Source organism: Microbacterium sp. zg-YB36 (genome assembly GCF_024623575.2).
Taxonomy (GTDB): Bacteria; Actinomycetota; Actinomycetes; order Actinomycetales; family Microbacteriaceae; genus Microbacterium.
The window spans coordinates 448,536-473,789 of the sequence record NZ_JANJFD020000003.1; the positions used below are offsets into that span (position 1 = coordinate 448,536).

The 25,254-nt window shown below is 70.4% G+C and carries 21 protein-coding genes; 11 read left to right on the top strand and 10 right to left on the bottom strand.

Annotated features, from left to right (window positions below):
* Position 1: 1 nt before the first annotated feature.
* Positions 2–1,246, bottom strand: coding sequence for an MFS transporter (locus tag NQ151_RS11485; protein WP_257528156.1), 1,245 nt, complete (start codon positions 1,244–1,246; stop codon positions 2–4).
* 55 nt (positions 1,247–1,301) lie between these two features.
* Between NQ151_RS11485 and NQ151_RS11490 the strand changes: the two genes are divergently transcribed.
* The 7 genes from NQ151_RS11490 to mnhG all read left to right on the top strand — a co-directional run bounded on the left by NQ151_RS11490 (position 1,302) and on the right by mnhG (position 8,678).
* The gene (locus NQ151_RS11490) at positions 1,302–2,360 is read left to right on the top strand and encodes a substrate-binding domain-containing protein (protein ID WP_257528157.1); all 1,059 of its coding nucleotides are present in this window, start codon (positions 1,302–1,304) and stop codon (positions 2,358–2,360) included.
* A 92-nt stretch (positions 2,361–2,452) separates the two neighbouring features.
* Positions 2,453–5,398: a Na+/H+ antiporter subunit A gene (locus tag NQ151_RS11495; protein ID WP_257528158.1), complete on the top strand. Its 2,946-nt coding sequence runs from the start codon at positions 2,453–2,455 to the stop codon at positions 5,396–5,398.
* The gene (locus tag NQ151_RS11500; protein WP_257507202.1) at positions 5,383–5,916 is read left to right on the top strand and encodes a Na(+)/H(+) antiporter subunit C; all 534 of its coding nucleotides are present in this window, start codon (positions 5,383–5,385) and stop codon (positions 5,914–5,916) included. Before NQ151_RS11495 ends, NQ151_RS11500 begins: the two co-directional genes overlap by 16 nt.
* Before the next feature lie 2 nt (positions 5,917–5,918).
* Positions 5,919–7,484 (top strand): Na+/H+ antiporter subunit D, encoded by a 1,566-nt coding sequence (locus NQ151_RS11505; protein WP_374113781.1) that lies wholly within the window; start codon positions 5,919–5,921, stop codon positions 7,482–7,484.
* Positions 7,481–8,059: a Na+/H+ antiporter subunit E gene (locus tag NQ151_RS11510; RefSeq protein ID WP_257528159.1), complete on the top strand. Its 579-nt coding sequence runs from the start codon at positions 7,481–7,483 to the stop codon at positions 8,057–8,059. Before NQ151_RS11505 ends, NQ151_RS11510 begins: the two co-directional genes overlap by 4 nt.
* Positions 8,056–8,325 carry an MrpF/PhaF family protein gene (locus NQ151_RS11515; protein ID WP_257507199.1) on the top strand — a complete coding sequence of 90 codons (270 nt, stop codon included), beginning with the start codon at positions 8,056–8,058 and terminating at the stop codon, positions 8,323–8,325. Before NQ151_RS11510 ends, NQ151_RS11515 begins: the two co-directional genes overlap by 4 nt.
* On the top strand, positions 8,322–8,678 hold the full coding sequence (gene mnhG, locus NQ151_RS11520) for a monovalent cation/H(+) antiporter subunit G (RefSeq protein WP_257528160.1): 357 nt from the start codon (positions 8,322–8,324) through the stop codon (positions 8,676–8,678). Before NQ151_RS11515 ends, mnhG begins: the two co-directional genes overlap by 4 nt.
* Before the next feature lie 57 nt (positions 8,679–8,735).
* Here the strand turns inward: mnhG and NQ151_RS11525 are convergent, their stop codons facing one another.
* On the bottom strand, positions 8,736–9,848 hold the full coding sequence (locus tag NQ151_RS11525) for an alpha/beta hydrolase (protein ID WP_257528161.1): 1,113 nt from the start codon (positions 9,846–9,848) through the stop codon (positions 8,736–8,738).
* 154 nt (positions 9,849–10,002) lie between these two features.
* On the opposite strand from NQ151_RS11525, the gene NQ151_RS11530 reads away from it, so the two are divergent.
* The gene (locus NQ151_RS11530) at positions 10,003–11,715 is read left to right on the top strand and encodes a glycosyltransferase family 2 protein (protein WP_257528162.1); all 1,713 of its coding nucleotides are present in this window, start codon (positions 10,003–10,005) and stop codon (positions 11,713–11,715) included.
* 64 nt (positions 11,716–11,779) lie between these two features.
* Here NQ151_RS11530 and NQ151_RS11535 read toward each other — a convergent pair whose 3' ends face one another.
* From NQ151_RS11535 to NQ151_RS11570, 8 genes are all read right to left on the bottom strand, one after another.
* Positions 11,780–13,228, bottom strand: coding sequence for a phytoene desaturase family protein (locus tag NQ151_RS11535; protein ID WP_257507195.1), 1,449 nt, complete (start codon positions 13,226–13,228; stop codon positions 11,780–11,782).
* Positions 13,225–13,869, bottom strand: a complete 645-nt coding sequence (locus NQ151_RS11540; RefSeq protein ID WP_257507194.1) for an SRPBCC family protein — start codon at positions 13,867–13,869, stop codon at positions 13,225–13,227. Before NQ151_RS11540 ends, NQ151_RS11535 begins: the two co-directional genes overlap by 4 nt.
* Before the next feature lie 103 nt (positions 13,870–13,972).
* Entirely contained in the window at positions 13,973–16,609 is a 2,637-nt protein-coding gene (locus tag NQ151_RS11545) for a penicillin acylase family protein (protein ID WP_257507193.1), read from the bottom strand.
* Between the two features lie 62 nt (positions 16,610–16,671).
* On the bottom strand, positions 16,672–18,114 hold the full coding sequence (gene argG / locus NQ151_RS11550; protein WP_257507192.1) for an argininosuccinate synthase: 1,443 nt from the start codon (positions 18,112–18,114) through the stop codon (positions 16,672–16,674).
* Between the two features lie 85 nt (positions 18,115–18,199).
* Positions 18,200–18,850, bottom strand: coding sequence for a peptidylprolyl isomerase (locus NQ151_RS11555; protein WP_257507191.1), 651 nt, complete (start codon positions 18,848–18,850; stop codon positions 18,200–18,202).
* 24 nt (positions 18,851–18,874) lie between these two features.
* Complete coding sequence (locus tag NQ151_RS11560) at positions 18,875–19,708, bottom strand: MetQ/NlpA family ABC transporter substrate-binding protein (protein ID WP_257528163.1); 834 nt, start codon at positions 19,706–19,708, stop codon at positions 18,875–18,877.
* Between the two features lie 20 nt (positions 19,709–19,728).
* The gene (locus NQ151_RS11565) at positions 19,729–20,445 is read right to left on the bottom strand and encodes a methionine ABC transporter permease (protein ID WP_257507189.1); all 717 of its coding nucleotides are present in this window, start codon (positions 20,443–20,445) and stop codon (positions 19,729–19,731) included.
* Positions 20,442–21,428, bottom strand: a complete 987-nt coding sequence (locus NQ151_RS11570; RefSeq protein ID WP_257528164.1) for a methionine ABC transporter ATP-binding protein — start codon at positions 21,426–21,428, stop codon at positions 20,442–20,444. The genes NQ151_RS11565 and NQ151_RS11570 overlap by 4 nt, the downstream gene beginning before the upstream one ends.
* Before the next feature lie 227 nt (positions 21,429–21,655).
* Here NQ151_RS11570 and NQ151_RS11575 point away from each other — a divergent pair, with 227 nt between their 5' ends.
* The 3 genes from NQ151_RS11575 (at position 21,656) to NQ151_RS11585 (ending at position 25,244) form a co-directional block, all read left to right on the top strand.
* Positions 21,656–22,942 carry an adenylosuccinate synthase gene (locus tag NQ151_RS11575; RefSeq protein ID WP_257507187.1) on the top strand — a complete coding sequence of 429 codons (1,287 nt, stop codon included), beginning with the start codon at positions 21,656–21,658 and terminating at the stop codon, positions 22,940–22,942.
* On the top strand, positions 22,942–24,210 hold the full coding sequence (locus NQ151_RS11580) for a lactonase family protein (protein ID WP_257528165.1): 1,269 nt from the start codon (positions 22,942–22,944) through the stop codon (positions 24,208–24,210). Before NQ151_RS11575 ends, NQ151_RS11580 begins: the two co-directional genes overlap by 1 nt.
* 110 nt (positions 24,211–24,320) lie before the next feature.
* A complete protein-coding gene (locus NQ151_RS11585; RefSeq protein ID WP_257528166.1) occupies positions 24,321–25,244 on the top strand; it encodes a cyclase family protein in 924 nt (307 codons plus the stop codon).
* Positions 25,245–25,254 lie beyond the last annotated feature (10 nt).

A 25,254-nucleotide genomic window follows, 5' to 3' on the forward strand; every position in this document is an offset into this window, starting at 1 on the left:
CTCACTCGCCCCGGTGGTGACCGGCGCCCACCTTGGCGCCCGCCAACGGGCGCGCTGCCGACGAGGCGAATCCGGATGCCACGACCAGCGCCACCAGCACGTAGAGCGTGTTGAGCAGTCCGATCTGGTCACTGATGAAACCGAGTACCGGCGGGCCGCAGAGAAACGCGACGTAGCCGATGGTCGCCGCGGCGCTCACGCGAGCGGCGGCCTTGGCCGGGTCGTCTGCTGCTGCCGACATGCCGAGCGGGAAGCCGAGGGACGCCCCCACGCCCCACAGTGCCGCCCCCACGAACACCAGCGGCAGGTTCGGCGCGAGGATGAACAGCACGATGCCGACAGCCGCCGTCACCGCCAGGACCCGCAGTGTCGCCACGCGGCCGAATCGGTCCACGAGCGGCCCTCCCAGCACACGGACCACTGTCATCGCGATGGAGAAGACCATCAACGCCGCGGCGCCGAGCTCTTCGCTGCCGCCATGACCGTCGGTGACACCCAGCGCCAGCCAGTCGTTGGCGCCGCCCTCGGCGAAGGCCATTCCCAGCAGCACGACACCCAGTGCGTACGTGCGCGGCTCCCGCCAGGCCGACAGCGATGTCATCAGACGCTCGCGCCAGCCGGCCCTCGGGCCTGCGGCATCCGCTGCCGGGTCACCGGCGCCCTCGCGCGTCGGCACGTTGGCGTAGGCGACGATGGCCACGACGAGGATGATCACCGTGACGATCGCGGTGTGCGTGAAGACGTTGAGGTTCATCGCCGCGGCCAGCGCCCCCAGTCCCGCCCCGAGCACCGTGCCGAAGCTGAAGAACGCGTGGAACAGCGGCAGCAGCGTCTTCGCCGAGGCTGTCTCGATCGCCGCGCCCTCGACGTTCATCATGATGTCGACCGCGCCGTTGCCGAAGCCGAACAGCGCCAGGCCGATCAGCACGATGGCCAGCGAAGGCACCAAGTTCGTCCCGACGCCGATGAGGGCGACTCCCGCGGCGAAGATCACCATGGCGCCGAGCATGCCGCGGCGCGTGCCGAACCGGGCGATGATCACCGATGATGCGGACAGGCCCAGGATCGACGCGACACCCATGCCCAGCAGCAGCATGCCGATCTGGCTGTTCTCGATGCCGAGGTCGTCCTTGATCGAGGGCACCCGAGACGCCCATGTGGCGATGCTCAATCCGCTCGCGGCGAAGATCGCGAAGATGGCGGTGCGCCAGCGCACGAACTGGGAACGAGTCAGAGCAGTGTCCACCGGCTCAGCGTAACGAATCGATTCGATTGGCCCAACCGGCTACGATCGGGACGTCATGAGCACGCGCCGCGCAACGATCGCCGACGTCGCCCGCACCGCGGGGGTCTCGCCGTCGACGGCGTCCGTGGTGTTCAGCGGGAAGACGCGGGTCTCGGATGCCACGCGGGAGCGGGTCCTCGCCGCCGCCGCGACCCTCGGCTACACCGGCCCCGATCCCCGCGCCGCTTCGCTGCGCCGCGGCCGCTCCGGCATCGTGGGCGTGCTTTTCCAGGGCCACCTGGGCGCCGCCTTCGTCGATCCGGTGATCCGGCTCATGATGGACGGTCTGGCCGATGCTGTGGCCCCGATGGATGCCGGGCTCCTGCTGCTGCGCGAAGGCGTCGAAGGGGACTCCCGCGGCGCGTCCCTGACCACCGCCCCGATCGACGCGGCCGTGCTGATCGGTTGCACTCCCGGCATGGCCGATTCGCTTGCGACCCTGCGCGCCCGCGGCATCCCGGTGGTCGTCGTCGAAGGCGACGCCGGACCAGACGTGCCCCGGGTGATCCTGGACAACCGTGAGGCCCAGCGCGCGCTGGCCAGTCACGTTCGGTCCCTCGGACACACCGAGGTGGCGCTGGTGACGCTGCCGACCGATCGCGACAGCCCGCGGGGCTGGATCGACGCCGAGCGCCTGCGGGAAACCACCGTGGACGTCACCCGGCACCGCATCGCGGGCGCCCGCGATGTCTACCCGGACGCCCCCGCCTACGCGGCCGGCGGCAGCTCGATCGACGAAGGACTGGCGGCGGGCCGTGAGATCCTCGCCGACTCGCACCACCTGCCCACCGCGGTGCTCGCGCAGAGCGACCTGCTCGCGGCCGGCGTGCTGCGCGCCGCGGAGGAACGCGGGCTCGGCGTGCCGCAGGACCTCAGCGTCACCGGCTTCGACGGCATCGACGTCGACGGCCTGGCGCCCTTCACCCTGACCACCATGGTGCAGCCGGCCACCGAAAAGGGCCGGGCCGCCGGCGAGGCCGTCGTGGCGATGCTCGCGGAGCAGGATGCCGCGTCGGTGTGCTTCACGAGCGTGTTCCGGGAGGGGAATACAACCGCTCCACCGCCCGGATTGTGACCCCCGCGGCAATCGGCGCCGATCTTCACCGGTAGACTGAAGGCCAATCCTGAACGCCGTGCCTCTGGCCGCGACCCCTGAGGAGGCCGCGAATGCTGATGATTCTCGCCGCGTTCGCGATCCTCCCGCTGATTCTGCCGTGGCTGGTCAGCCGCATCGGGGCCCGGGCGTTCTACGTCTCGGCCGCCCTCCCGATCGCCGCGTTCGGCCACGCCTTGATGCAGACGCGGGCCGTACTGGCGGGCGACACGCCATTCCAGTCGCTGTCGTGGATCCCCGCGCTGGACATCGCGGTGTCGATGCGGATGGACACTCTCGGCTGGGTCCTGGCGCTCATCGTCACCGCCATCGGCGCGCTGGTGATGATCTACTGCCGCTGGTACTTCGACGGCAAGCGTGACGGCGTCGGACAGTTCTGCGCGGTGCTGCTGGCCTTCGCCGGTGCGATGTACGGCCTCGTGCTGACCGACGACATCGTCGTGCTGGTGATGCTGTGGGAAGTCACCAGCGTGCTGTCGTACCTGCTCATCGGCTTCTACCACCGCCGCGGCGCCAGCCGCCGGGCGGCGCTGCAGGCGCTGCTGGTGACGACGATGGGCGGCCTGGTCATGCTGATCGGCGTCGTGCTGCTGATAGTCGACACCGGCACGACCAGCCTCTCCGGCATCCTCGAACTCGCCCCGACCGGCCCCGTGATCGACGCCGCCCTCGTGTTGGTGCTCGTGGGCGCCCTGAGCAAGTCGGCGATCTTCCCGTTCCACTTCTGGCTCCCCGGCGCTATGGCCGCCCCGACACCGGTGAGCGCGTACCTGCACGCGGCGGCCATGGTCAAGGCCGGCATCTACCTCATCGCGCGCCTTGCCCCGGTGTTCGCGCTCGCCGCGCCGTGGCGGCCGATCGTCATCGGCCTCGGCATCCTCACGATGCTGATCGGCGGCCTGCAGGCGCTGCGGGAGTCCGACCTCAAGCGCGTGCTCGCCTTCGGCACCGTCAGCCAGCTGGGCATGCTCACCGCCGTGCTCGGCTACGGCACACGCGACGCCGCGCTGGCCGGTCTTGCCCTGCTCATCAGCCACGCCTTGTTCAAGTCGGCGCTGTTCCTGGTAGTCGGTGTGATCGACCGGCAGCTGTCCACTCGTGACATCGGGGAGCTGTCCGGCGTCGGACGCCAGGCTCCGACGCTCGCGGCGTTCTCGATGATCGCCGTCGCCTCGATGGTCGGGGTGATCCCCACTGTGGGCTTCGTCGCAAAAGAGGCGGCGCTGACCGCGTTCCTCCACGAGGGTGCGGCGGGCCAGGTGTGGGCGATGGTGGGCCTGGTGGGCATCGTGCTCGGCTCCGTGCTCACCGCCGCCTACGGCATCCGCTTCATCTGGGGCGCGTTCTGGACCAAGAAGGATGCCGCCGGGGCTCGTATGCCGCGAACGGAATGGCCGGACCCGCCGATCGGCTTCCTCGGCGCACCGGTGCTGCTGGCGGGCCTGACGCTCGTCGCCGGCCTCGCCGCGCCCCTGCTGGACACCGCGCTGGCGACCTACGCCGACACCGCCCCGGCGTCCAGCCCCGGCGTCGCGGCGCCCGAGCACAGCTATCACCTGGCCCTGTGGCACGGCGTGGAACCCGCCCTGCTGCTGTCGCTGGGCTCCATCGCCGCCGGAGCGGTGCTGTTCTGGCTGGTGGGGCGCGTAGGGGCGCCTCGGCGGCTGCTGCCGTTCACCGCGTCGGACATCTACAACCTGGTGCTGCGCTCGGTCGCCCGCCTCGCGGTCGTGACGGTCACCGTCACCCAGCGCGGCTCGCTGCCGGTCTACGTCGGCACGATCTTCATCGTGCTGGTCGCCGCGGAAGGCACCGCCCTGCTGGCCACGCCGGAATGGCGCATGAACCTCGAGGCCTGGCAGTCTCCCACGCAGCTGCTGGTCGCGCCGCTGATGATCGTGGCCGGCATCGTCGCGGTACGCGCCCGCAAGCGCTACACCGGTGTCGTACTCGTCTCGGTCACCGGGCTCGGCATGGTCATGCTGTTCGCCACGAGTGGGGCACCCGACCTCGCCCTCACCCAGGTGCTGGTCGAGACGGTCACGCTCGTCGCGTTTGCGCTCGTGCTGCGGCGCATCCCCGCCCGACTCGGCGAGCACAACGCCTCGGTGCTGCCGGTGGCCCGCGCGGTGCTGGCCGGCGCGGTCGGGCTCACGATGGCGATGGTCGCGATCGTGGCGACCGGCGCACGCACCCACGAACCCATCTCGGCGTCGTTCCCGGAGCTGGCCTATGAGCTCGGCCACGGCAAGAACGTCGTCAACGTCGCGCTGGTGGATCTGCGCGGCTGGGACACGATGGGCGAGCTGTCGGTGCTGATCCTGGCGGCCACCGGTGTGGCATCCCTCGTCTTCGTCACCCACCGCGCCGACACGCTCTCGCGTGCCGTCGCGCCGCTGCCGATGGCCTCATCGGGCAACCGGCGCCTGCTCGTGGACACCGCCGAGGGTCCCCGGCCGCAGACCGCCGACAACCGCGGCGCACCGCGCACCTGGCTCGTCGGCGGCCAGCGGGTGCGGCCGGAGAACCGCTCGATCATCCTCGAAGTGATCGTGCGCATCCTGTTCCACACGATCATGGTCGTGTCGATCTACCTGCTGTTCGCCGGCCACAACCTGCCCGGCGGCGGCTTCGCCGGGGGCCTGGTCGCCGGTATGGGCCTGGTCATGCGGTACGTCGCCGGCGGCCGGTATGAGCTGGGCGCGGCGGCGCCCACGGATGCCGGGCGGCTGCTGGGAGTGGGTATGGCGCTGGCCGTCGGCTGCGCGATCGTGCCGCTGCTGTTCGGCCTGCCGCCGCTGTCGAGCATGTTCTGGGAGGCGGAGATCCCGGTGCTCGGCCACGTGGAGTTCGTCAGCTCCACGATCTTCGACGTCGGGGTCTACCTCGTGGTCATCGGCCTGGTGCTCGATGTGCTCCGCAGTCTCGGCGCCGAAGTCGACCGTCAGACCCAGGAACTGCGCGACCGGGGGGTGACGGCGTCATGGATGTCTCACTGACCCTCATCGTGATCATGGCGGTGCTCTTCGCCGCCGGCGTCTACGCGATGCTCGAACGCAGTCTCACCCGCGTGCTCATCGGCTTCCTGCTGCTGGGCAACGCCGCGAACCTGTTCCTGCTGATCGTCATGGGGGACCCCGGAGTCGCGCCCTTCTTCGGCGGCGAGGACGGCGCCGGGGCGCAGCGGATGAGCGATCCGCTGCCGCAGGCGCTGACCCTCACCGCGATCGTCATCACCTTCGCCGTTTCGGCGTTCCTGCTCGCGCTCATCTACCGCTCGTGGCAACTCGGTCAGGCCGACACCGTCGAAGACGATGCCGAAGACCGCGCCGTGCGCGAGCGCAGCGCCGTGGACGAGGACTCGATGGACGACGAGACCACCACCGACGACGAACAGGCGACGACGGACTTCGTCGGCGTCGACACCGCACCCATCACGGTGCTGCACGCGAAGGACGTCCCCGGCTTGCGCGACGACGCCCCCACCGACCGGCCCGATGGGGGAGTGCAGCGATGAGCCTGAACGCACTCGTCCCGCTGCTGGTCACCCTGCCGCTGCTGGGTGCCGCCGTCGCGCTGATCGCCGGGCGCCACCGCCGCACCCAGGTGGTCGTGTCGATCGCCACGCTCAGCCTCGTCTGCATCATCGCGGCCGTGCTGCTGGTGACCGTCGACGCATCCGACCTTCCCATCGCGGTGTCGGTGGGCGGGTGGCCGATCCCCTTCGGCATCGTGCTGTACGTCGACCGGCTCGCCGCTCTCCTGGTGGTCGTCTCGAGCATCGTGCTGCTGGCGGTGCTGCTGTTCTCCGTCGGCCAGGGCGCCGCGGACGGCGACGACGACACCCCGGTGTCGATCTTCCACCCGTCGTACCTCATCCTCGCGGCGGGCATCTTCAACGCCTTCATCGCCGGCGACCTGTTCAACCTCTACGTCGGTTTCGAGATCCTGCTGGTCGCCTCGTACGTGCTGATCACCCTCGGCGGCACCGAGTCGCGCATCCGCACCGGCGTGGTCTACATCGTCGTCTCGCTGGTGTCCTCGATCCTGTTCCTCTCCGCGATCGCGGCCATCTACGGGGCGCTGGGCACCGTCAACATGGCGCAACTGTCGCAGCGGATGAGCGAACTGCCGCAAGAGACGCAGATGGTGCTGCACGTGCTGCTGCTGCTGGCGTTCAGCATCAAGGCGGCGGTGTTCCCGCTGTCGTTCTGGCTGCCGGACTCGTACCCGACCGCCCCGGCACCGGTCACGGCGGTGTTCGCCGGCTTGCTGACCAAGGTTGGCGTCTACGCCATGATCCGCACCGAGACCCAGATCTTCCGCGACAACGACGTCAACACGCTGCTGCTCATCGTGGCGCTGGCGACGATGATCGTGGGGGTGCTCGGCGCCGTCGCGCAGGCCGAACTCAAACGGATCCTGTCGTTCACGCTGGTCAGTCACATCGGCTACATGGTGTTCGGGTTGGCGATCGCGACGCCGGCTGCCATCGGCGCGACGATCTACTACACGATCCACCACATCATCGTGCAGACGACGCTGTTCCTCGCCGTCGGACTGGTGGAGCGCCGCGCCGGATCCACCTCGATCCTCAAGGTCCGCGGGCTCATGCGCGCCGCGCCGCTCATCGCGGTGCTCTACTTCATCCCCGCGATCAACCTCGGCGGCCTACCGCCGTTCTCCGGGTTCATCGGCAAGTTCGCGCTCTTCGACGCCGCGGCATCCGTCGGCGCACCGCTCATGATCGTGGTCATCGTCGGCGGCGTCATCACGAGCCTGCTGACGCTGTACTCGCTCATGCGCGCGTGGAACCTGTCGTTCTGGCGCGAGGACGAGGACGACCACGGTGAATCAGAGACCGAGGAGCGCATCTCGTACCTGGGCGCCGCGCCGGCGGCGGCCACCCAGACCCGGCGCCGGGTGATCCCGCGCATCATGACCGCCGCGACCGCCGGCATGGTCGCCGTCACGATCGCCCTGACGGTGTTCGCCGGACCCCTGTACGACGTCTGCGCGCGCATCGGGGCGTCGCTGATGGACCCCGTCACGCTCGTGCAGCTGGAAGAGGGGACGCAGTCATGAGCCCCGAGCGCCAGTCGGTCATGACCCAGGTGTGGCGGCAGATGCCGTTCATCGTCTGGCTCGTCGCGCTGTGGATGCTGCTGTGGGGCCAGTTCACGGTGCTGTCGCTGGTGACCGGGCTGCTGGTGTCGCTGTTCGTCACCCGCGTGTTCCGGCTGCCGCCGGTGGAACTGTCGGGGCGGGTGAACCTCTGGTACGGACTGGTCTTCCTCGCCACGTTCGTCGGGTCGCTGGTGCGAGGGTCGCTGCTGGTCGCATGGCAGGTGCTCAACCCGTCGCGCTACCCCGGCACGGCCATCATCGCGGTACCGCTGCGCACCGACGACGACCTCATCATGACCCACGTGGGCGTCACGGCCTCGCTCATCCCCGGCTCGCTCGTGGTCGAGGCCGACCGCGACCGTCGCATCCTGTATCTGCATGTGATCGGTGTCTCCAGCGACGAGGACGTCCGGCTGCAGCGCGAGGCGGTGCAGCGGTGGGAGTCGCGGATCGTGCATGCGGTGGGGTCGCGTGCGCAGCTGGAGCAGATCCGCGCGGCGGGCACACGGCGCCCCGGGGGGACGCCGTCATGAACGCACTGCTGACCGTGATCTACGTGGTGTTCGCCGTCTCTGGGCTGCTGACGGTCTGGCGGATCATCAAAGGCCCGTCGATCCTGGACCGGGCCGTGGCCGCCGACGTGCTGATGACGCTGGTGATGTGTCTGCTGGGTGCGGAGATGGCCATCAACCACCACACGCGCACGCTCCCGGTGCTGCTGATCATCGCGGCGGTGGGTGTGTTCGGGTCGATCTCGATCGCCCGGTTCGTCGCGAGAAGGGACAACGCGGGCCGATGAACGCCTTGCTGGACACCATCTCCCTCGTGCTCATCCTGCTGGGCGCGCTGCTGTGCCTGACCGCCGCGATCGGGCTGCTGCGCTTTCACGACGTACCCACCCGGCTGCATGCGGCGACCAAGCCGCAGGTGCTGGGCCTGATCATCATCTGCCTCGCCGTCGCGCTGTCCGCCCGCTCGTGGCCCGTGGTGGCGTTCCTCGCCGCGGTCGTGATGGTGCAGCTGGCCACCGCGCCGCTGTCGGCGCACATGGTGGGCCGCGCCGCGCACCGCAACGGCACGATCGACGCCGGATCGCTGTATGTCGACGAACTGGCCGAATCACGTGAGACTCCCCCCGCCGCCGGCGGGTAGCCGAGTGAGTATTCGTGCTGCCGAGTGAGTATTCGCGGCGTCGAGTGAGTATTCGCGTCAGTCGTCGTGGAGCCGCGCCAGGGCGCCGATGACGTCCCGATGCCAGCGGCGGGCGGATGCCAGTGCGCCGGTGAACAACGGAATGTCATGCGTGACACCGAGATAACGCACCGCGCTGGCTGCCACGCCGTCGGCACGCAACCTCGCGGCGTACGCGTCGCCGTCGCGGCGGAGCGGGTCGTACTCGGCGGTGAGGACCACCGCCTCTGGCAGCCCGACGTGGGTGGCTGCCCGCAGCGGTGACGCGAGCGGGTTGCGCGCGTCGGACGGATGCCGCAGATACGTGTGGGCCACCGAACGCAGCTCGCGCAGCGCGATGATGCTCGGGATGCCCAGTGCCCGCGTCGCCCGCAGGTCGAGATTGCGGCCGGTGAGGTCGGTGACGGGCACCTCCAGCACCTGGAGCCGGATGGGCAGGCCGGCCCGGTCGCGATTGAGCAGCGTCAGCCCCGCCGCGATCGCCCCGCCGGCCGAGGTTCCGGTGACGCCGATGCGACCCGGGTCGATCCCCAGTTCGGCGGCGTTCTCATGCAGCCATACCAGCGACGCGTATGCCTGCTCGATCTGCGTCGGAAAGCGATGCTCCGGCGCGAGGGAGTAATCAACGGCGACCATCGCGACCCCGGCATCGGCCGCACGGCGCCGGTTGGCGGCATCCGTCGTCGGATAGTCGATGCCGCCGATGCGGAACGCGCCACCGAAGAACGCGAGCCACGCGGGCACCGACCCCCCCGCCGCCCCATCGGGGTAGTAGATGCGTACGCGCACGGCGGGGTACCCCGGCACCGGCACCTCGTGCTCGGTCGTGCGCACGTCGGGCCCGGGCGTTCCGACCGCCTCGAGTTCCTTGCGATCCCAGGCGACCGCGGCGCGACGATGCCGCGCCCGGGCGGCGCTGTTCCCGCCCGTCCCGCCCGAACCGCCCGAAGCGCCCGAGCCGCCCGAGCCGCCCGAAACGCCCCCGCCACCACTGGACGCCGCCCGCGGTGCGCCGCCCCACAGCGACGCGCGCCAGGCCGCGACGCGCGCGCGCATCGCCTTCAGGCTCTGGCCGATCAGGTAGCGCCGGTGCACCCGCAACCGCTCGGAGAAAAACGGGTCCAAGGGCATCGGGACCTCCTCGGGAGTCGGGGTTCGATTCTAATGACGGGTGGCATCCACAGGTCCTGAGAGGACGAACCGACCGCGCAGGTCGAGCAGTGCCACGTCGAAGGCTGCAGTGCAACCCCGCGCACGATCCGGCCGTTGCGCGTTGAGTTGAATGATGACCAGGATGCCGGGTGGGGGAGACGGCCGGGCGGGGACCGTTCGGGTGAGTGTCGTGGTGGCGGTGTACAACCCGGGCGCGGAGTTCGACGAGCTGATCGGGTCCCTGGACCGGCAGACGTTACGGGCCCGCCACTTCGAGGTGCTGCTGTGCGATGACGGATCGGACGAGCCGACCCGCCAGCGCCTGGCGCGGGTCGCGCGCACCCGCCCGAACGTGCGGGTGCTGAGCCTCGAGCACACCGGCTGGCCCGGCACGCCCCGCAATCGCGGCATCGAGGCCGCGCGCGGTGACTACGTCTACATCGTCGACCAGGACGACTGGCTGTTCGAGCGGGCGCTGGCGCGACTCTGCGACTACGCGGACCGCAACGGCTCGGATGTCGTCATCGGCAAGGAGGTCGGGATCGGGCGCCGCATCCCCGGCCAGATCTTCCGCCGGGACATCCCGCACGCCGTGCTCGGCGAAGATCCGCTCCTGGAACTGCTCACCCCGCACAAGCTCTTCCGGACGGCGTTCCTCAGGGACAACGACATCAGGTTCCCGGACGGGCGTGTGCGACTGGAGGACCACCTCTTCGTGATGCGCGCGTACTTCGCCGCGAAGACGATCTCGATCCTGGCGAGCGAGCCCTGCTATGCGTGGGTGAAGAACCGCGGCAGCGCCAGTTCGTCCCGGATCGATCCGGTGACCTACTTCCCTCACCTCGAGACGGTGCTCGATCTCGTCGAGGCCAATACGCCACCCGGTGCGCTGCGGAACACGCTGCTGCGCCACTGGTATCGCGGCAAGATCCTGAAGCGCCTCGATGGCCGGCGCGTCGTGAACTATCCCGACGACTACCGGGAGCGCTTCCTCGATGTGGTCATTCCGATCGCCCGGGAGCGGTTCGGACCGGGCGTCGAGGCGGGTCTTCCCTTCCCGCTGCGGGTGCGCTCCGCGCTGCTGCGTGCAGGGCGGCGCGACGAACTGCTGCGGTTGGCTGAGTTCGAGGCGAAGCTCGGATGCCGCGCCGTGGTGACGGCCGCGCAGTGGACGCCGGGCGGCAAGCTGAAGCTCACGCTGCGCATCCGGTTCCTTCGCGACGGCCAGGACGCGCTCGTGTTCGATCCGCGGGAAGTGAGGACGGATGCCGGTGCCGGTGCCGGTGAGGATGCCGGTGCCGGCGACGGTGTGGATGCGGGGGCCCCCGCCGAAGAGGGGCCACGCGTGGTGTGGCGTCCCCCCGAATCTCTGGGCCTCGACGTGCTCCCCGAAGCCGACCGGGATGCGAGCCGCGACCTGTGGCAGGACCGGGTCGACCTGTTCCTGCGGGATGACGAGGGCAGCGAACGCCGCATCCGGGGGCGCCGGCAGCGGAACATGGCGCGCGCAACCGTCACCATCGATCCGCTCGAGAGTGCTGCCGTCGGCGCTGCATCCGTCGTCGGACAACTGGTGGCCCGCGTGCGCCACGCCGGCTGGACGTTCGAGACCCCGCTGCGGGCGGACCCGGCGATCCTCGACGGTATGAAGCCGTCGCCCCTTCTCGCGGGGCGCAACTGCGAACTCGGCGTCCGCAGCGACGGCACCGTCGAGTTCCGCCGTGACGGGTCCGCGGGCCGGTTGCGGGACTTCGTCGCGCGCGCGGCGCGGCGGCCCCGTGCCCTCGCGGGCAAGGTCGTCCCGGCGCGGGTCCGGCGGGCACTGTCGCGCGTGCGCGGCGGCTGAATACTCACTCGGCACCGCGAATACTCACTCGGCGGTGTGAATACTCACTCGGCGGTGTGAATACTCACTCGGGGGCCAGGGAGGGGAGGGTGCGGATGCCGAAGGAGCGGCGCAGCGCGGAGCGCGCGGCGTACCACCCCGACAGGCCGTGCACCCCGGGACCGGGCACGGTCGACGCCCCGCACAGGTACACCCCGGGCAGCGGAGTGTGCCACGGATCGGTCGCGACCACCGGGCGGCGCAGCAACTGGCGCAGGCTCGCGGCCCCCGCGCTGATGTCGCCGTCGATGTAGTTGGGGTTCTCCTCGGGCAGGTCCGCCGCGGTCACGCTGTGGCTGTCGAGGATGAGGTCCCGGAACCCCGGTGCGGCCCGCTCGATCGTGCGCACGATCGCCTCGCGCTGGTCGACCGTGGATCCGGCCGGCACGTGCGTGTAAGCCCACAGGGTGTGCGCGCCGCGGGGCGCGCGGGTGTCGTCGAGCACCGACGGCTGCGACACCAGCACATACGGCTCCGCGGCATGCCGGCCCCGGGCGACGTCGTTCTCGGCCCGCGCGATCTCGGCGCGGGTGCCGCCCAGGTGCACCGTGCCCGCCTTCGCCACCCGAGGATCGGACCACGGCACCGGGCCCGACAGCGCGAAGTCGACTTTGGCGGCGGCGTTGCCGTAGCGGAACGCCTCGAGCGCTCGCCGGTACCCGGCCGGCAGGTCGTCTCCGGCGAATCCGAGGAACGCGCGCGGGGTGACATCCAGCAGCGTCGCCCGCGCCGGCGGCAGTTCCCGCAGCGACGTCACCTCGTGATCGGTGACGACCTCGCCGCCGTGCGCGACGAGATCCGCGATGAGCGCGTCGACGATCGCCTGGCTGCCGCCGCGGGGGATCGGCCATCCGCCGGCGTGGGCATGCGCCTGCAGCGCCAGCCCGGCACCGGCGCCGACGACGCTCGGCTGCCGCACGATCGCATGCGCGGCGACCCCGGTGATCATGGCCGGGGCGGCGGCCCCGGAGAAGCGCACATTCCACAGCGGGCTGCCCTGCGCGAGCGCGCGCAGTCCGAATCGGACCGCGGTCAGCGGATGCCGCGGCACGCCCAACAGGTTCGATCCGGTGAACTGGGCGACCTCGAAGGCGTGGGTGGCGAGCGGGGCGAGCAGCCGCCGGTAGGCGCGGCCGTCGCGCCCCAGCTCCTGCGCGGTGCGGTCGAGGTCCCGGTAGGCGACCCCCGCGCCGCCGGGCAGCGGATGCGCGAAGGACACCTCGGGGGTGATCAGCTCGACCCGGTGCGCCAGGCCGAACGCCCGGAAGAAGGGGGAGGCCACCGCGAGCGGGTGCACCGCGGAGCACACGTCGTGCCGGAACCCCGGGAGGGTCAGCTCCTGTGTGCGCGAGCCGCCGCCGGGCTGCGCCGCGCGCTCGTAGACGCGCACGGCAAGGCCCGCGCGGGCGAGGGTGACCGCCGCGGCCAGGCCGTTGGGGCCTGAGCCGACGACGACGACGTCGGGGGTGGTCATGTCCCGGGGGCACCGGGTTCGTTGCGCGCGGCATCCCCGTCGCCGGTGGATACATCGCCTGCCACGTCACCACCCGTGCCCGCGGCCCGCACAGCGCGCTCGGCACCGTCCGCGCCGTCCACGTCGGCCTGCGCCTGCGCTCCGGCGCCCGCGGTGGACGCGTCCGGCACGTCCTGGCGCGCTGTCTGGCTGCCCGCCTCGCGCTCGCGTCGCCGCCCCTCGGCGAGAAAGCCGAGGCGGCGCAGCGACTCACGGTTGCGGGCGCGCAGCAGCGGAGCGATCAGCTGCGACACCAGGCGGCCGGGGCCGGCGACCGGCTCCTCGCCCATAGTCACCAGCGTGTCCTCGCCCCGCTCGCGCACGTCGATCACGACCACGGCACGGCCGATCGGTCCGGCCTTCGCGCGCAGCCGCACGCGATGCGGCGGCGACCATTCCACGATCTCGGTGGAGTCGTCGATCAGCCACGGCCAGGCGCCCACCGAGTGCTGCAGCTTCGCGCCCTGCTGGGGCCACTGCGGCGACACCGCCCGCATGCGCGCCGCGCCCACGACCCACACCGGGTAGATCCAGCCGTCGGCGAGCGTGGCGAACACGTCGCCGGCTGTACAGCGCATCACACGCGCATTGCCTGCTGCCATGGGTGCTCCCCTCGTCGGTGCTCCGATCGTAGGCGAGTAGACGCGACCGCCGCCCGGGGGTTGCATCCGGCGCGATGACCTGCTTCGGATGCCCCGGATGCGCTCAGGATGCCGGCACGAGCCGCAGTTCGTCGGTCGCCGCCGCCCGCACCGCGTCGTCGCTGAACGGCCACGGCGTCATCTCGCCGCGCTGCCACGTCTCGGTCTGGTCGGTGTAGTTGGGATGGAACGTGTGACCGCTGGTGCCGGTGAGGTGGTTCCACCGCGACGCATCGAGGTCGGACAGATCCACCACCATGCGCATCGACGGCACCGTGACGGTGGCGAAGCTCCCGCTGCCCAGCGACCAGCCGCTCGCGTCGACCACCGAGGCGCCGCCGGCCACGTCGTACGGCCCGCGGTTGAACAGCCACTCGATCGGGGCGATGCCCGACGAGCCGAACGTGTCGCTGGTGAGGGTGATGGCGTGAAGCGACCCCCACTTCCACTGCGTCGGGTCCTCGCCTTGCAGCTCGGTCAGGCGTGCGGCGGCATCCCGTGCGGAGCGCTCCAGCATCTCCTGCTGCCCGGTCACCTCGAGGCCCTCGTTGGTCCACCACGGGTCGGACGGGTTCTTCAGCAGCTCATCGACCACCTGGAACATGCGCGAGTGGCTGCCGGCCGGGGCGGGCACCTCCCGCTCGCGCACGAACATGTTCGACACCAGTTCGTCCCACAGCACGTTGGCATAGGCGGCGGCGGCGGATTCGGCGGAGTTCTGCGCGTCCCAGTCCTGCAGCAGCGCGAGGGCGGCATCCGTTTCCCCGTCGCCGGTCTGCACGTCGGCGTAGACCGCAGCCAGACGCTTTCCCATCCAGAACTGCGCGTCCGCCTGGATGTCGCGCATGTCGGCTGTCGTCAGCGGAGCGGCTGCGGCCTTGCGCTGGATGAGCTCGGTGATGCGGGCTGCCCGCCAGCCGTAGTCCCAGTCGTTCGTCAGCAGATAGGGATAGGTCTCATCCACCACGGCGTTGTTCGCGGTGACGATGTAGCCCTCGTCGGGGTTGTAGACCACCGGCAGCTCCTCGAACGGGATCATGCCCTGCCAGTCGTAGGCGGAGTCCCACCCCGGCTGCGGGAGCGAGCCGTCGCCGGCGCCGCGGATGGGCAGGCGTCCCGGCGTCTGGTAGCCGATGTTGCCCTCACGATCGGCGTAGACGAGGTTCTGCGCCGGCACGTCGAACAGCGCCGCGGCAGCGCGGAAGTCAGCGAAATCGGTGGCGCGGTCCAGCGCGAAGATGGATGCCGCGGTGGTACCGGCCTCCAGCGCGGTCCACCGCAGGCTGACGGCGTATTCGCTTCCCGTCGGTTCCGCCTCCGGTGCCCCGATCCCGGTGTCGCGGCGGATCTGCGGGTCATCGGCGATCGCGGTGAAGGCGGGCGTCAAGCCCGACACGATCGGGCCGTGCACGGTCGAGCGGATCTCGAGGGTCACCGGGTCGCCGCCGGCGACCTGCACCGTCTCGGTGCGGGTCTGAAGCGGCACGAGCTCCCCATCGCGCCAGTACGCGTCGCCCTCGATGCGCTCGATGTACAGATCGGTGACGTCGGTGGTGAGGTTGGTGAACCCCCACGCCACGTCGCGGTTGTGGCCGATGATGACGCCGGGCACGCCGGAGAAGCCGAACCCCGCCACGTCGAAGGGGCAGGCCTGCGATACCGCCCGGCACCGCAGGTGACTCTGGTGCCAGACGCTCGGCAACGACGCGCCCAGATGCGGGTCGTTGGCCAGCAGCGGCATCCCCGACGCGGTGAGGTCGCCGGAGACGACCCAGGAATTCGAGCCGATGCCTTCACCGACGCCGCCGAGCATCGCCGCGGCCGCCTCGACGACGCCGTCGACCTCAACCCAGTCGATCGACGCCGTCGCCGCGGTTGCGGGAGTGGTCCCCGGCAGGTCGTCCTCGGCAGTGATCACCGGGACGATCACCGGGTTGCGGTCGAACGGGTAGCCGGGGAAGAGCTGATCGATCTGCGCGGTGGTGTAGTCCTGCGCCATCAGCGCGCGATCGGTCTCGGTCTCCACGTTGCTGCGCAGGTCCCAGGCCATCGCCTTCAGCCACGCGATGGAATCCACCGCCGTCCACTCCTCGATGGCGTAGTCGGGGTTCTGCAGGCCGAGCACGGCGTACTCGAAGGATGCCGCCGACCCCTGGTGATCTGCCAGGTAGGCGTTCACCCCGTCGGCGTACGCGTCGTAGTACCCGCGCGTCTCGTCGTCGAGTGCGGCCACCTCCTGCTCGGCGATCTCGTGCCAGCCGAGGGTGCGCAGGAACAGGTCCGTGGGCAGCTGGCTCTCGCCGAACAGCTCCGACAGGCGCCCGGCGGTCATGTGCCGGCGGAAGTCCATCTCCCAGAATCGGTCCTGGGCGTGCACGTAGCCCTGTGCGAAGAACAGATCGTCGGAGGTGTCGGCGACGATGGTCGGCACGCCGAGCGCATCGCGCAGCACCTCCACCTCGCCGGTGAGCCCGGCGACCTCGACGGTGCCGTCCAGCTGCGGGAACGACCGCTGGATCGTCCAGACCACGGCGCTGACCGCGATGAGCGCGATCACCGTGATCCCCACGATCACGCCGTACACCGACAGCCCGATCACCCGGCCGACGGAGCGTTTGCGCTTGCGCGGGGGTGCGCCGATCGTCGCCGGGTCCCCGCTCCGCGGGTCGTCAGCGGTCATGGCGCGTTCACGTGTCGTCATCGAGCATCCCCAGTCGTGCCGCGTCTCCCCTGTGAAACGCGGTGCCTGGGAATGCTATCGGGTCAGTCGGCGCCGAAGTCGAACGACGCCGACTCGGATGCCTCGTCGACCGCTTCGGCCAGGCCCTCACGCTCGGCGGTGTAGCCGGTGGCGTGCTCGGTGATCTCGTCGGCGCCGCCGGATTCGAGTTTGCCGACCAGTTCCCCGGTCGCGCCGCCGATCAGGCCGAGACCCGCGTACTGCTCGAGCCGCGACCGGGAGTCGGCGATGTCGAGGTTGCGCATGGTCAGCTGGCCGATGCGGTCGGTCGGACCGAACGCGGCGTCGCCGACGCGCTCCATCGACAGCTTCTCGGGGTGGTACGACAGGCTCGGGCCGGTGGTGTCCAGCAGCGTGTAGTCCTCGCCGCGGCGCAGGCGCACGGTGACGGTCCCGGTGATCGTGGACCCCACCCAGCGCTGAATCGACTCGCGCAGCATGAGCGACTGCGGCTCCAGCCAGCGGCCCTCGTACATCAGGCGCCCCAGGCGCCGGCCCTGCTCGTGGTAGGTGGCGAGGGTGTCCTCGTTGAGGATGGCGTTGAGCAGGCGCTCGTAGGCGATGAACAGCAGTGCCATGCCGGGCGCCTCATAGACGCCGCGCGACTTCGCCTCGATGATGCGGTTCTCGATCTGGTCGCTCATGCCCAGGCCATGACGGCCGCCGATGCGGTTGGCCTCGAAGACGAGCTCCACCGGATCGGCGTACTCGACCCCGTTCAGCGCCACCGGGCGGCCGGCCTCGAACGTGATCGTGACGTCCTCTGTCTCGATCGCGACCTCGGGGTCCCAGAAGCGCACGCCCATGATGGGCTCCACCGTCTCCAGCGACACGTTCAGGTGCTCGAGGGTCTTGGCCTCGTGCGTCGCGCCCCAGATGTTGGCGTCGGTCGAATAGGCCTTCTCGACGGAGTCACGGTAGGGGAAGCCGTGCTCCACCAGCCACTCGCTCATCTCCTTGCGGCCACCCAACTCGGTGACGAAGTCGGCATCCAGCCACGGCTTGTAGATGCGCAGGCTGGGGTTGGCCAGCAGCCCGTAGCGGTAGAACCGCTCGATGTCGTTGCCCTTGTAGGTGGAGCCGTCGCCCCAGATGTCCACGCCGTCGTCCTTCATGGCGCGCACCAGCAGGGTGCCGGTGACGGCACGGCCCAGCGGCGTGGTGTTGAAGTAGGTGCGACCGCCGCTGCGGATGTGGAACGCGCCGCAGGCCAGGGCCACCAGGCCCTCTTCAACCAGTGCGGTCTTGCAGTCGATCAGCCGTGCCACCTCGGCGCCGTACTCCAGCGCGCGGCCGGGGATGGCGTCGATGTCGGTTTCGTCGGGCTGGCCGAGGTCGCCGGTGTAGGTGCAGGGGACCGCGCCCTTGTCACGCATCCAGGCGACGGCGACGGATGTGTCCAGTCCTCCGGAGAAGGCGATGCCGACGCGTTCGCCGACGGGCAGGGATTGAAGGACCTTCGACATGGGTTCCAGTCTAGTGATCGGGCGGATGCCGCCCCGGCGCGTGAAGCGACGGCGAGCGGGTCCTCGGGGGCGAAGCGGGAGGGGGTCAGCCGATGGTCACGCCGGTGATCGTCACCGGGGTGGCCGGCGCGCCGTCGGGCGCGCCGTCGACGGCGCCGGCGGCGGCGACCGTGCGAACGGCCTCGAGCCCGGCGGCATCCATCTCACCGAAAACGGTGTACGACGGCGGCAGCTCGGTGTCCTCGTACACGAGGAAGAACTGCGAGCCGTTGGTGTCGGGGCCGGCGTTGGCCATCGCGACGGTGCCGGCCGGATACGTTTCCGAGCCGTCGAGTTCGTCGGCGTAGCTGTAGCCCGGGCCGCCGCGGCCGGTGCCGGTGGGGTCGCCGCACTGCAACACGAAGATCCCCGAGGTCGTCAGCCGGTGGCACTCGGTGTCGGTGTAGTAGCCCTGCTCGGCGAGCGAGACGAAGCTGCCCACCGTACAGGGAGTGCGCTCGGCGTCCAGCGTCAGCGTGATGGCACCCACCGAGGTCTCCAGCGTCGCCTGCACGTCACCGGTCACGGTGGGATCGGCCGGGGGTGCGTCGACCTCCCGGGCCGCGCTGCCGCCGCCGGAGTAGGAGCAGCCCGCGGCATCGGGTGACGCCTGCGGCGCCTGCTCCCCGCCGCTCGCACACCCCGCCAGCAGGAGCAGCGAGACGGCGAGCAGCGGGGCGGCGAAACGACGGTTCATAGGTCCAGAGTACGAGGGTGCGGGTCAGCCGACGACGGGGACGACCAGGCCGCCCCAGGTCTCGTTCTCGAAGTCGGCGACCTCGTCCGAGATCAGCAGTTCGTAGAGCGCCTCGATGCGGGGATCCTCAGCAAGCTCCGGACGGGTCGCCAACACGTTGTAGTACGGGCTGGACTCGCCCTCCAGCAGGATGGCCTGGTCGCTGGACAGGCCGGCCGGCAGCGCGAAGGAGATCGTGACGAACGCGGCATCCACGTCGGGCAGCGCCTGCGGCAGGGTCGCGTTCTCGATCTCGGTGAACTCGAAGTCGTGCGGGTTGGCGGTGATGCCGCTGAGATCCACCACGTCGTCCTCGACCTCGATCAGGCCTTCGTCGGCGAGCAGCTTCAGCGCGCGACCCTCGTTGGTGGGGTCGTTGGGGATCGCGATCGTGGCGCCGTCCTTCAGGTCGTCAAGGCTGTCGACCTTGTCGGAGTAGAACGCGGCGCTGGGGAGGTAGGCCTCCCCGACGCTGACGAGGTCCGCGCCGGTGGCCTCGTTGAAGGTCTCCAGGAACGTGGAGTTCTGGAACAGGTTCGCGTCGATCGAGCCGTCGGCCAGCGCCGTGTTGGGCGTGTTGTAGTCGGTGAACGGCACGAACTCGATGTCCAGGCCCAGCTCGGCGGCGGCGTTCTCATCGATGAAGGTCAGGATGTCGCCGGCGGGCGTCTGCAGTGCGCCCACCTTGAGCGTGCCGAGGTCATCGGATGCCGCGGCGTCGCCGCCGTCTTCGGGGGCGGAACCGCCAGCGCAGGCGGTGAGGGCCAGGGCGGTGGCCGCGACGGCGGTCAACAGCAGGGTGCGGTTGGAGCGGGGCATGGGAGTGTCCTCTCGGTCGGTCAAACGGTGCGGGCGCGCGTGCGGCGCCGTGGGGTCGGGGTTCGCCGGGCCAGGCGCCGGGCGCCCCAGGTGGCCAGGGACTGCAGCGCCATCACGATGGCGAAGATGATGATGATCACCGCGACGATGTGCACCCAGCTGTACTGCTGGTAGCCGTAGCGGATGGCGACGTCACCGAGGCCGCCGCCGGCGACGGTGCCGACCATGGCGGAGAAGTTGATGATCGAGGTGACGGTGGTCGACAGGCCCAGCAGCATCGGGGCGGCGGCCTCCGGCAGCAGCACCTTCGTCACCAGTTCCCAGCGGCTCGCGCCCAGCGATGAGGCGACTTCGAGCAGGCCCGGGTCGACCTCCTTGATCGCGATCTCCACCATGCGGGCGAAGAAGGGGATCGCCACCACCGACAGCGGCACGATCGCCGCGGTCGGGCCGATGAAGGTGCCCACGATCAGGCGGGTGAAGGGGATGAGGGCGACCATCAGGATGATGAACGGCACGGATCGACCCAGGTTGACGATGAATTCCAGGATGCGGTTGACCACGATGGCCGTCGTCCGCGACCCGAACAGGCGGTCCAGGAACCGGCCCTCTTCGGTGCCGACCAGGACGATGCCCAGCGGCAGGCCGACGATCAAAGTCACCAGGAGGGCGACGCTCACCATGTAGAGGGTCTGCCCCGTCGCCACCAGGAGCACCTCGAACAGCTGATCGTTCATGAGCGTGTCCCTTCCTGCAGCACCTCGACGAGCAGGTCTTGGCCGCGCAGGTCGGCGATGATGCCGGCCGCGGCCGGGGCCGGGATCTCCAGACGGGTGCGCCCGGCCTGAGTGCCGCCGATCTGCTCGATGAGGGCGCCGAGGATCGACACGTCCACGGCGTGCTCGCGGGCCAGGCGCGCGATGACGGGCCGGTCGGCGGTGCCGCCGGCGAACGTGATGTCGATGACCGTGGCATCCGTGGCCACCGTGGCCGGGATCGGTCCGAGCGGGAACAGCTGCGCCGTGAGGCGGGAACCGGGGGTCCGGATGATGTCGACCAGCCGCCCGCTTTCGATCACGCGGCCGGCTTCGACCAGCGCGGCGGAGTGGCAGGCCGCCTTGACGACGTCCATCTCGTGCGTGATGAGCAGCACCGTGAGGCCCAGCTCGGCGTTGATGCGGCGGTACAGGTCGAGGATCGAGGCGGTGGTCTCGGGGTCCAGAGCACTCGTGGCCTCATCCGACAGCAGAACGCTGGGGCGGGCGGCCAAGGCCCGCGCGATGCCGACGCGCTGCTGCTGACCGCCGGACAGCTCGTGCACCGACGCGTCGCCGCGGTGGCCGATGCCGACGAGGTCGAGCATCTCCTGCGCGCGGCCCCGACGCTGGGCGCGGGGCACTCCGTCCAGTTCGAGGGCGAGCTCGACGTTGCCGCGCACCGTGCGGCTGCCGAGCAGGTTGAAGCGCTGGAAGACCATGCCGATGCGGCGACGGGCTGCGCGCAGGTCCGACTCACGCAGTGCAGTGAGGTCGGTGTCGTCGACGACGACCCGGCCGGAATCGGGGCGCTCGATCAGGTTGACGATGCGGGCGAGGGTGCTCTTGCCTGCACCGCTCTGCCCCACGATGCCGTAGACCTCGCCGCTGGGGATCTGAAGCGTCACGTCGTCGACGGCGGCGAGGTCGCCGTAGCGTTTCGTGACGTGTTCGAGCGCGATCATGCGGAGTGTCCCGGCCTTCCCAGAGGCCCCGCGCCACGCCGATCGGCGGCAGGGGGGCCGGTTCGATCCAACTCCCTGGGTGCGCGCTTGGATAATCGCGTTACGCCGCGTGTCATCCGCGGTGACGCTGCCGGCGTCGCCGCGCCCCGCGGTGTCCGCCCACGCGGGCGCGCGGGGGCCGCCGGATAGGATGGGGTGTAACCGTCCGATAAACGGGGGAGTAGCCCATGCCAGGCATCGTGATCGTCGGAGTCCAATGGGGAGACGAGGGCAAGGGCAAAGCCACCGATCTTCTCGGAGAGCGCACCGACTGGGTCGTCAAGTTCAACGGCGGTAACAACGCCGGCCACACCGTCGTCATCGGTGACGAGAAGTACGCCCTGCATCTGCTGCCGTCGGGCATCCTGTCGCCTGGTGTCAACGCCGTCATCGGCAACGGCGTCGTGGTCGACCTCGAGGTGCTGTTCGACGAGCTCGAGGCGCTGCATGCCCGGGGCCTGGACACGTCGCGGCTGCGGGTGAGCGCCAACGCGCACATCATCACGCAGTACCACCGCACGCTGGACAAGGTGACCGAGCGCTTCCTCGGCAAGCGAATGATCGGCACGACGGGGCGAGGCATCGGCCCCGCCTACGCCGACAAGATCAATCGTGTCGGCATCCGCATGCAGGACCTGTTCGACGAGAACATCCTGCGGCAGAAGGTCGAGGGCGCCCTCGACCAGAAGAACCACCTGCTGGTCAAGGTGTTCAACCGCCGCGCCATCACGGTCGACGAGGTCCTCGAGGACCTGCTGTCGTATGCCGAGCGGCTGCGGCCCATGGTCTGCGACACCGGCCTGCTGCTGAACAACGCGCTGGATGCCGGTGACGTCGTCGTCTTCGAGGGTGGCCAGGCCACCATGCTCGACGTCGATCACGGCACGTATCCGTTCGTCACGTCGTCGTCGGCCACGGCCGGGGGCGCGTCGACCGGCTCCGGCGTCGGCCCCAATCGTCTTGACCGCATCGTCGGCATCGTGAAGGCCTACACGACGCGCGTCGGGTCCGGACCGTTCCCCACCGAGCTGCACGACGAGCAGGGCGAGTGGCTGCGTTCGCGCGGCTTCGAGTTCGGCACCACTACCGGCCGGCCCCGCCGCGTCGGCTGGTACGACGCCCCCGTGACCCGGTACGCCACCCGCATCAACGGCATCACCGACTTGGTGCTCACCAAGCTCGACATCCTCACCGGCCTGGAGCGCATCCCGGTCTGCGTCGCGTACGACGTGGACGGAGAGCGCTTCGAAGAGGTGCCGGTGAACCAGTCGGACTTCCACCACGCCACGCCGATCTATGAGTACCTCCCCGGCTGGAGCGAGGACATCTCCACGGCGCGCACGTTCGACGAGCTGCCCACGGCGGCGCAGGAGTACGTGCTGGCGCTGGAAGCGATGAGCGGCACGCGCATCTCGGTCATCGGCGTGGGTGCATCCCGCGACGCGGTGATCGTGCGCCACGACCTCGTGGACTGATGCGCTTCCTGCTCGGCGGGTACACCGCCGACATGGGCGGCACCGCCGAGGGTATCGGGGTGCTGCGGGCCGGAGAGGCGGATGCCGCATCCGCCGGCGGTCCGCTGGCGTACGAGGGCGACGCCGCCACGGCCGGCGGGTCGCCGTCGTGGCTCACCTGGCATCCGTCGCGCGACGTCGTCTACGCCGCGCTCGAGGGTGACGGTACGGTGCAGGCGTTCCGCCGCACCGGCACGATGTCGCTCGCGCGCCTCGGCGGCCCCGTGGCGGTTGGCGAGGCGCCGTGCCACATCGCCGTCGCACCCGACGGCGGGTCGCTCATCGCGAGCTGCTGGGGCGACGGCCGGGTGGTGCGGGTGCGCCTGGATGCCGATGGGCGCCCCGGACCCACGGCCGCTGCCGCGGGCGCGCGCGATCCGCACGCCGAGGAGGGTCCCGACGCGTGGGGCGCCGCCGCGATCGGCTCGACCGGTGCGGTGGATCTCGGCGCGCGCGGCGAGGAATCGGATGGGCGGCTGCTGGATCTCGCGGCCGCGGCGCGTGCGCTGCGCGAGGCCGCCGGCGACGAGTTCGCTCACCTGGTGCCGGAGTACGACTCCCCGCCCGCGCCGGCCGAGTCCACCCCGGTGGCGGCACCCGACGAAGAGGCATCCGTTGCTCGCGCTTCGCACGCGCATCAGACGGTGTACCTGCCCGGCGGGGTCGTCGCCGCGACCGACATGGGCTTCGACTTGGTGCGGTTCTGGCGTGCCGGCGACGGCGGCATGCGGGCGCTTTCCGCCGTCGTGCTGCCGCGGGGGAGCGGACCGCGCCACATGGTGTGGCATCCGAGCGGTCACCTGTATGTCGTCACCGAGCTGTCCCGCGAGCTGTTCGTGCTGGCACCGGATGCCGCCGGACTCTGGCGCATCGTCTCGGGCACGCCGTTGGGAGCAGGCACCCTCGCGGGCGACACGGCTGCGGAGGTCTGTCTCTCGCGGGACGCCGAGTTCGTGTACGCCGGTGTGCGCGGCAGCAACACCCTCGCTGTGCTGCGCGTGCGCGGCGATGGGTCCGAGGTGGCACCGGTCGCGCTCGCCGAGGCCGGAGTCGACGGTCCGCGGCATCACCTGGTCGTCCGCGACACCCTCCTGGTGGCAGGCCAGCACTCGGGAGAGGTCGCCGCGCTCACGCTCGACATCCGTACCGGTGTCCCCGGTGGCGTCCGCGCCCGCACCGCCGCGCCGTCGCCCACCTGCATCCTGCCGCTGCGCTCGTCACGAGCGTAGGAGATGGTGCGAGCGTAGGACGAACCCGCCGGCATCCGTCCTACCGTCGTCACATCTCCTACGCTCGGCACGCGGTGGGGTGGTGCTGGTGTCGCTGATAGGTTCGGCCCGTGAGTGACTACCGCGCTGTGTTCGACGCGCAGATCACGTTCATCAACGGCGGCAGCCTGAGCGCCGAGGGGTTTCGTCTCGACCTCCCGAGCAAGGACACCGACGAGGCGGAGATCGCGCGCCTGCTGGTGCAGCACCTCAGTCTTGCTCTCGTCGGTGAGGTGCGGCTGCAGGGGCTCCGGGTCGTTGCGGAGCAGCATCGGGGGAGCAGGGGCATTGCGAACGCGAGTGCGGTCACGCCGGGCGGGATCCACCGGCTGGTGGATCTGAGCCACACCATCCGAGCGGGGCTCGTCACGCTGCCCGGGGTGCCGGCGCCGGTCATCACGCCGCACTTGACGCGCGCAGACGCCGAAAGCCGGTACGCACGCGGAACGACGTTCGTGATGGACATCGTCACTCTCCCCGGTAACACCGGCACCTACATCGACTCCCCGTTTCACCGTTTCGAGGGCGGTGCCGACCTGGCGAGCCTCTCGCTGGAGACGCTGGTCGACCTCCCCACCGAGGTGTTCCACGTCACCGACGCCGGGCAGCGGGGCATCCCGGCATCCGTCTTCTACGACCGCGACGTGCGGGGCAAGGCAGTCCTCCTGCACACCGGGTGGGATCGCCACTTCGGGACACCTCAGTACGGCGTGGACGCACCGTTCCTCACCGAGGATGGGGTGCGTTACCTCGCCGATCAGGGCGTGACGCTGGTCGGCATCGACTCGGTCAACATCGACGACATGTCCAGCGACGCGCGCGGTGAGCGACCCGCACACACGGTGTTCCTGGGATCGGGGATCCACGTCGTCGAGCACCTGACGCATCTGGAGGCACTGGCGCCCAGTGGCGCACTGTTCACCGTCGTGCCGCCGAAGGTCGAGGGCTTCGGGACCTTTCCGGTCCGGGCCTTCGCGAAGGTGCCGCAGGCGTAGGAGATGGTGC

What these genes read in the sequence shown, in the direction of transcription:
- NQ151_RS11490 (WP_257528157.1), top strand. Translation starts at nt 1,302, where the DNA reads ATGAGCACGCGCCGCGCAACGATCGCCGACGTCGCCCGCACCGCGGGG.
- NQ151_RS11495 (WP_257528158.1), top strand. Translation starts at nt 2,453, where the DNA reads ATGCTGATGATTCTCGCCGCGTTCGCGATCCTCCCGCTGATTCTGCCG.
- NQ151_RS11500 (WP_257507202.1), top strand. Translation starts at nt 5,383, where the DNA reads ATGGATGTCTCACTGACCCTCATCGTGATCATGGCGGTGCTCTTCGCC.
- NQ151_RS11510 (WP_257528159.1), top strand. Translation starts at nt 7,481, where the DNA reads ATGAGCCCCGAGCGCCAGTCGGTCATGACCCAGGTGTGGCGGCAGATG.
- NQ151_RS11515 (WP_257507199.1), top strand. Translation starts at nt 8,056, where the DNA reads ATGAACGCACTGCTGACCGTGATCTACGTGGTGTTCGCCGTCTCTGGG.
- mnhG (WP_257528160.1), top strand. Translation starts at nt 8,322, where the DNA reads ATGAACGCCTTGCTGGACACCATCTCCCTCGTGCTCATCCTGCTGGGC.
- NQ151_RS11525 (WP_257528161.1), bottom strand. Translation starts at nt 9,848, where the DNA reads ATGCCCTTGGACCCGTTTTTCTCCGAGCGGTTGCGGGTGCACCGGCGC.
- NQ151_RS11530 (WP_257528162.1), top strand. Translation starts at nt 10,003, where the DNA reads ATGACCAGGATGCCGGGTGGGGGAGACGGCCGGGCGGGGACCGTTCGG.
- NQ151_RS11535 (WP_257507195.1), bottom strand. Translation starts at nt 13,228, where the DNA reads ATGACCACCCCCGACGTCGTCGTCGTCGGCTCAGGCCCCAACGGCCTG.
- NQ151_RS11540 (WP_257507194.1), bottom strand. Translation starts at nt 13,869, where the DNA reads ATGGCAGCAGGCAATGCGCGTGTGATGCGCTGTACAGCCGGCGACGTG.
- NQ151_RS11545 (WP_257507193.1), bottom strand. Translation starts at nt 16,609, where the DNA reads ATGACGACACGTGAACGCGCCATGACCGCTGACGACCCGCGGAGCGGG.
- argG (WP_257507192.1), bottom strand. Translation starts at nt 18,114, where the DNA reads ATGTCGAAGGTCCTTCAATCCCTGCCCGTCGGCGAACGCGTCGGCATC.
- NQ151_RS11555 (WP_257507191.1), bottom strand. Translation starts at nt 18,850, where the DNA reads ATGAACCGTCGTTTCGCCGCCCCGCTGCTCGCCGTCTCGCTGCTCCTG.
- NQ151_RS11560 (WP_257528163.1), bottom strand. Translation starts at nt 19,708, where the DNA reads ATGCCCCGCTCCAACCGCACCCTGCTGTTGACCGCCGTCGCGGCCACC.
- NQ151_RS11565 (WP_257507189.1), bottom strand. Translation starts at nt 20,445, where the DNA reads ATGAACGATCAGCTGTTCGAGGTGCTCCTGGTGGCGACGGGGCAGACC.
- NQ151_RS11570 (WP_257528164.1), bottom strand. Translation starts at nt 21,428, where the DNA reads ATGATCGCGCTCGAACACGTCACGAAACGCTACGGCGACCTCGCCGCC.
- NQ151_RS11575 (WP_257507187.1), top strand. Translation starts at nt 21,656, where the DNA reads ATGCCAGGCATCGTGATCGTCGGAGTCCAATGGGGAGACGAGGGCAAG.
- NQ151_RS11580 (WP_257528165.1), top strand. Translation starts at nt 22,942, where the DNA reads ATGCGCTTCCTGCTCGGCGGGTACACCGCCGACATGGGCGGCACCGCC.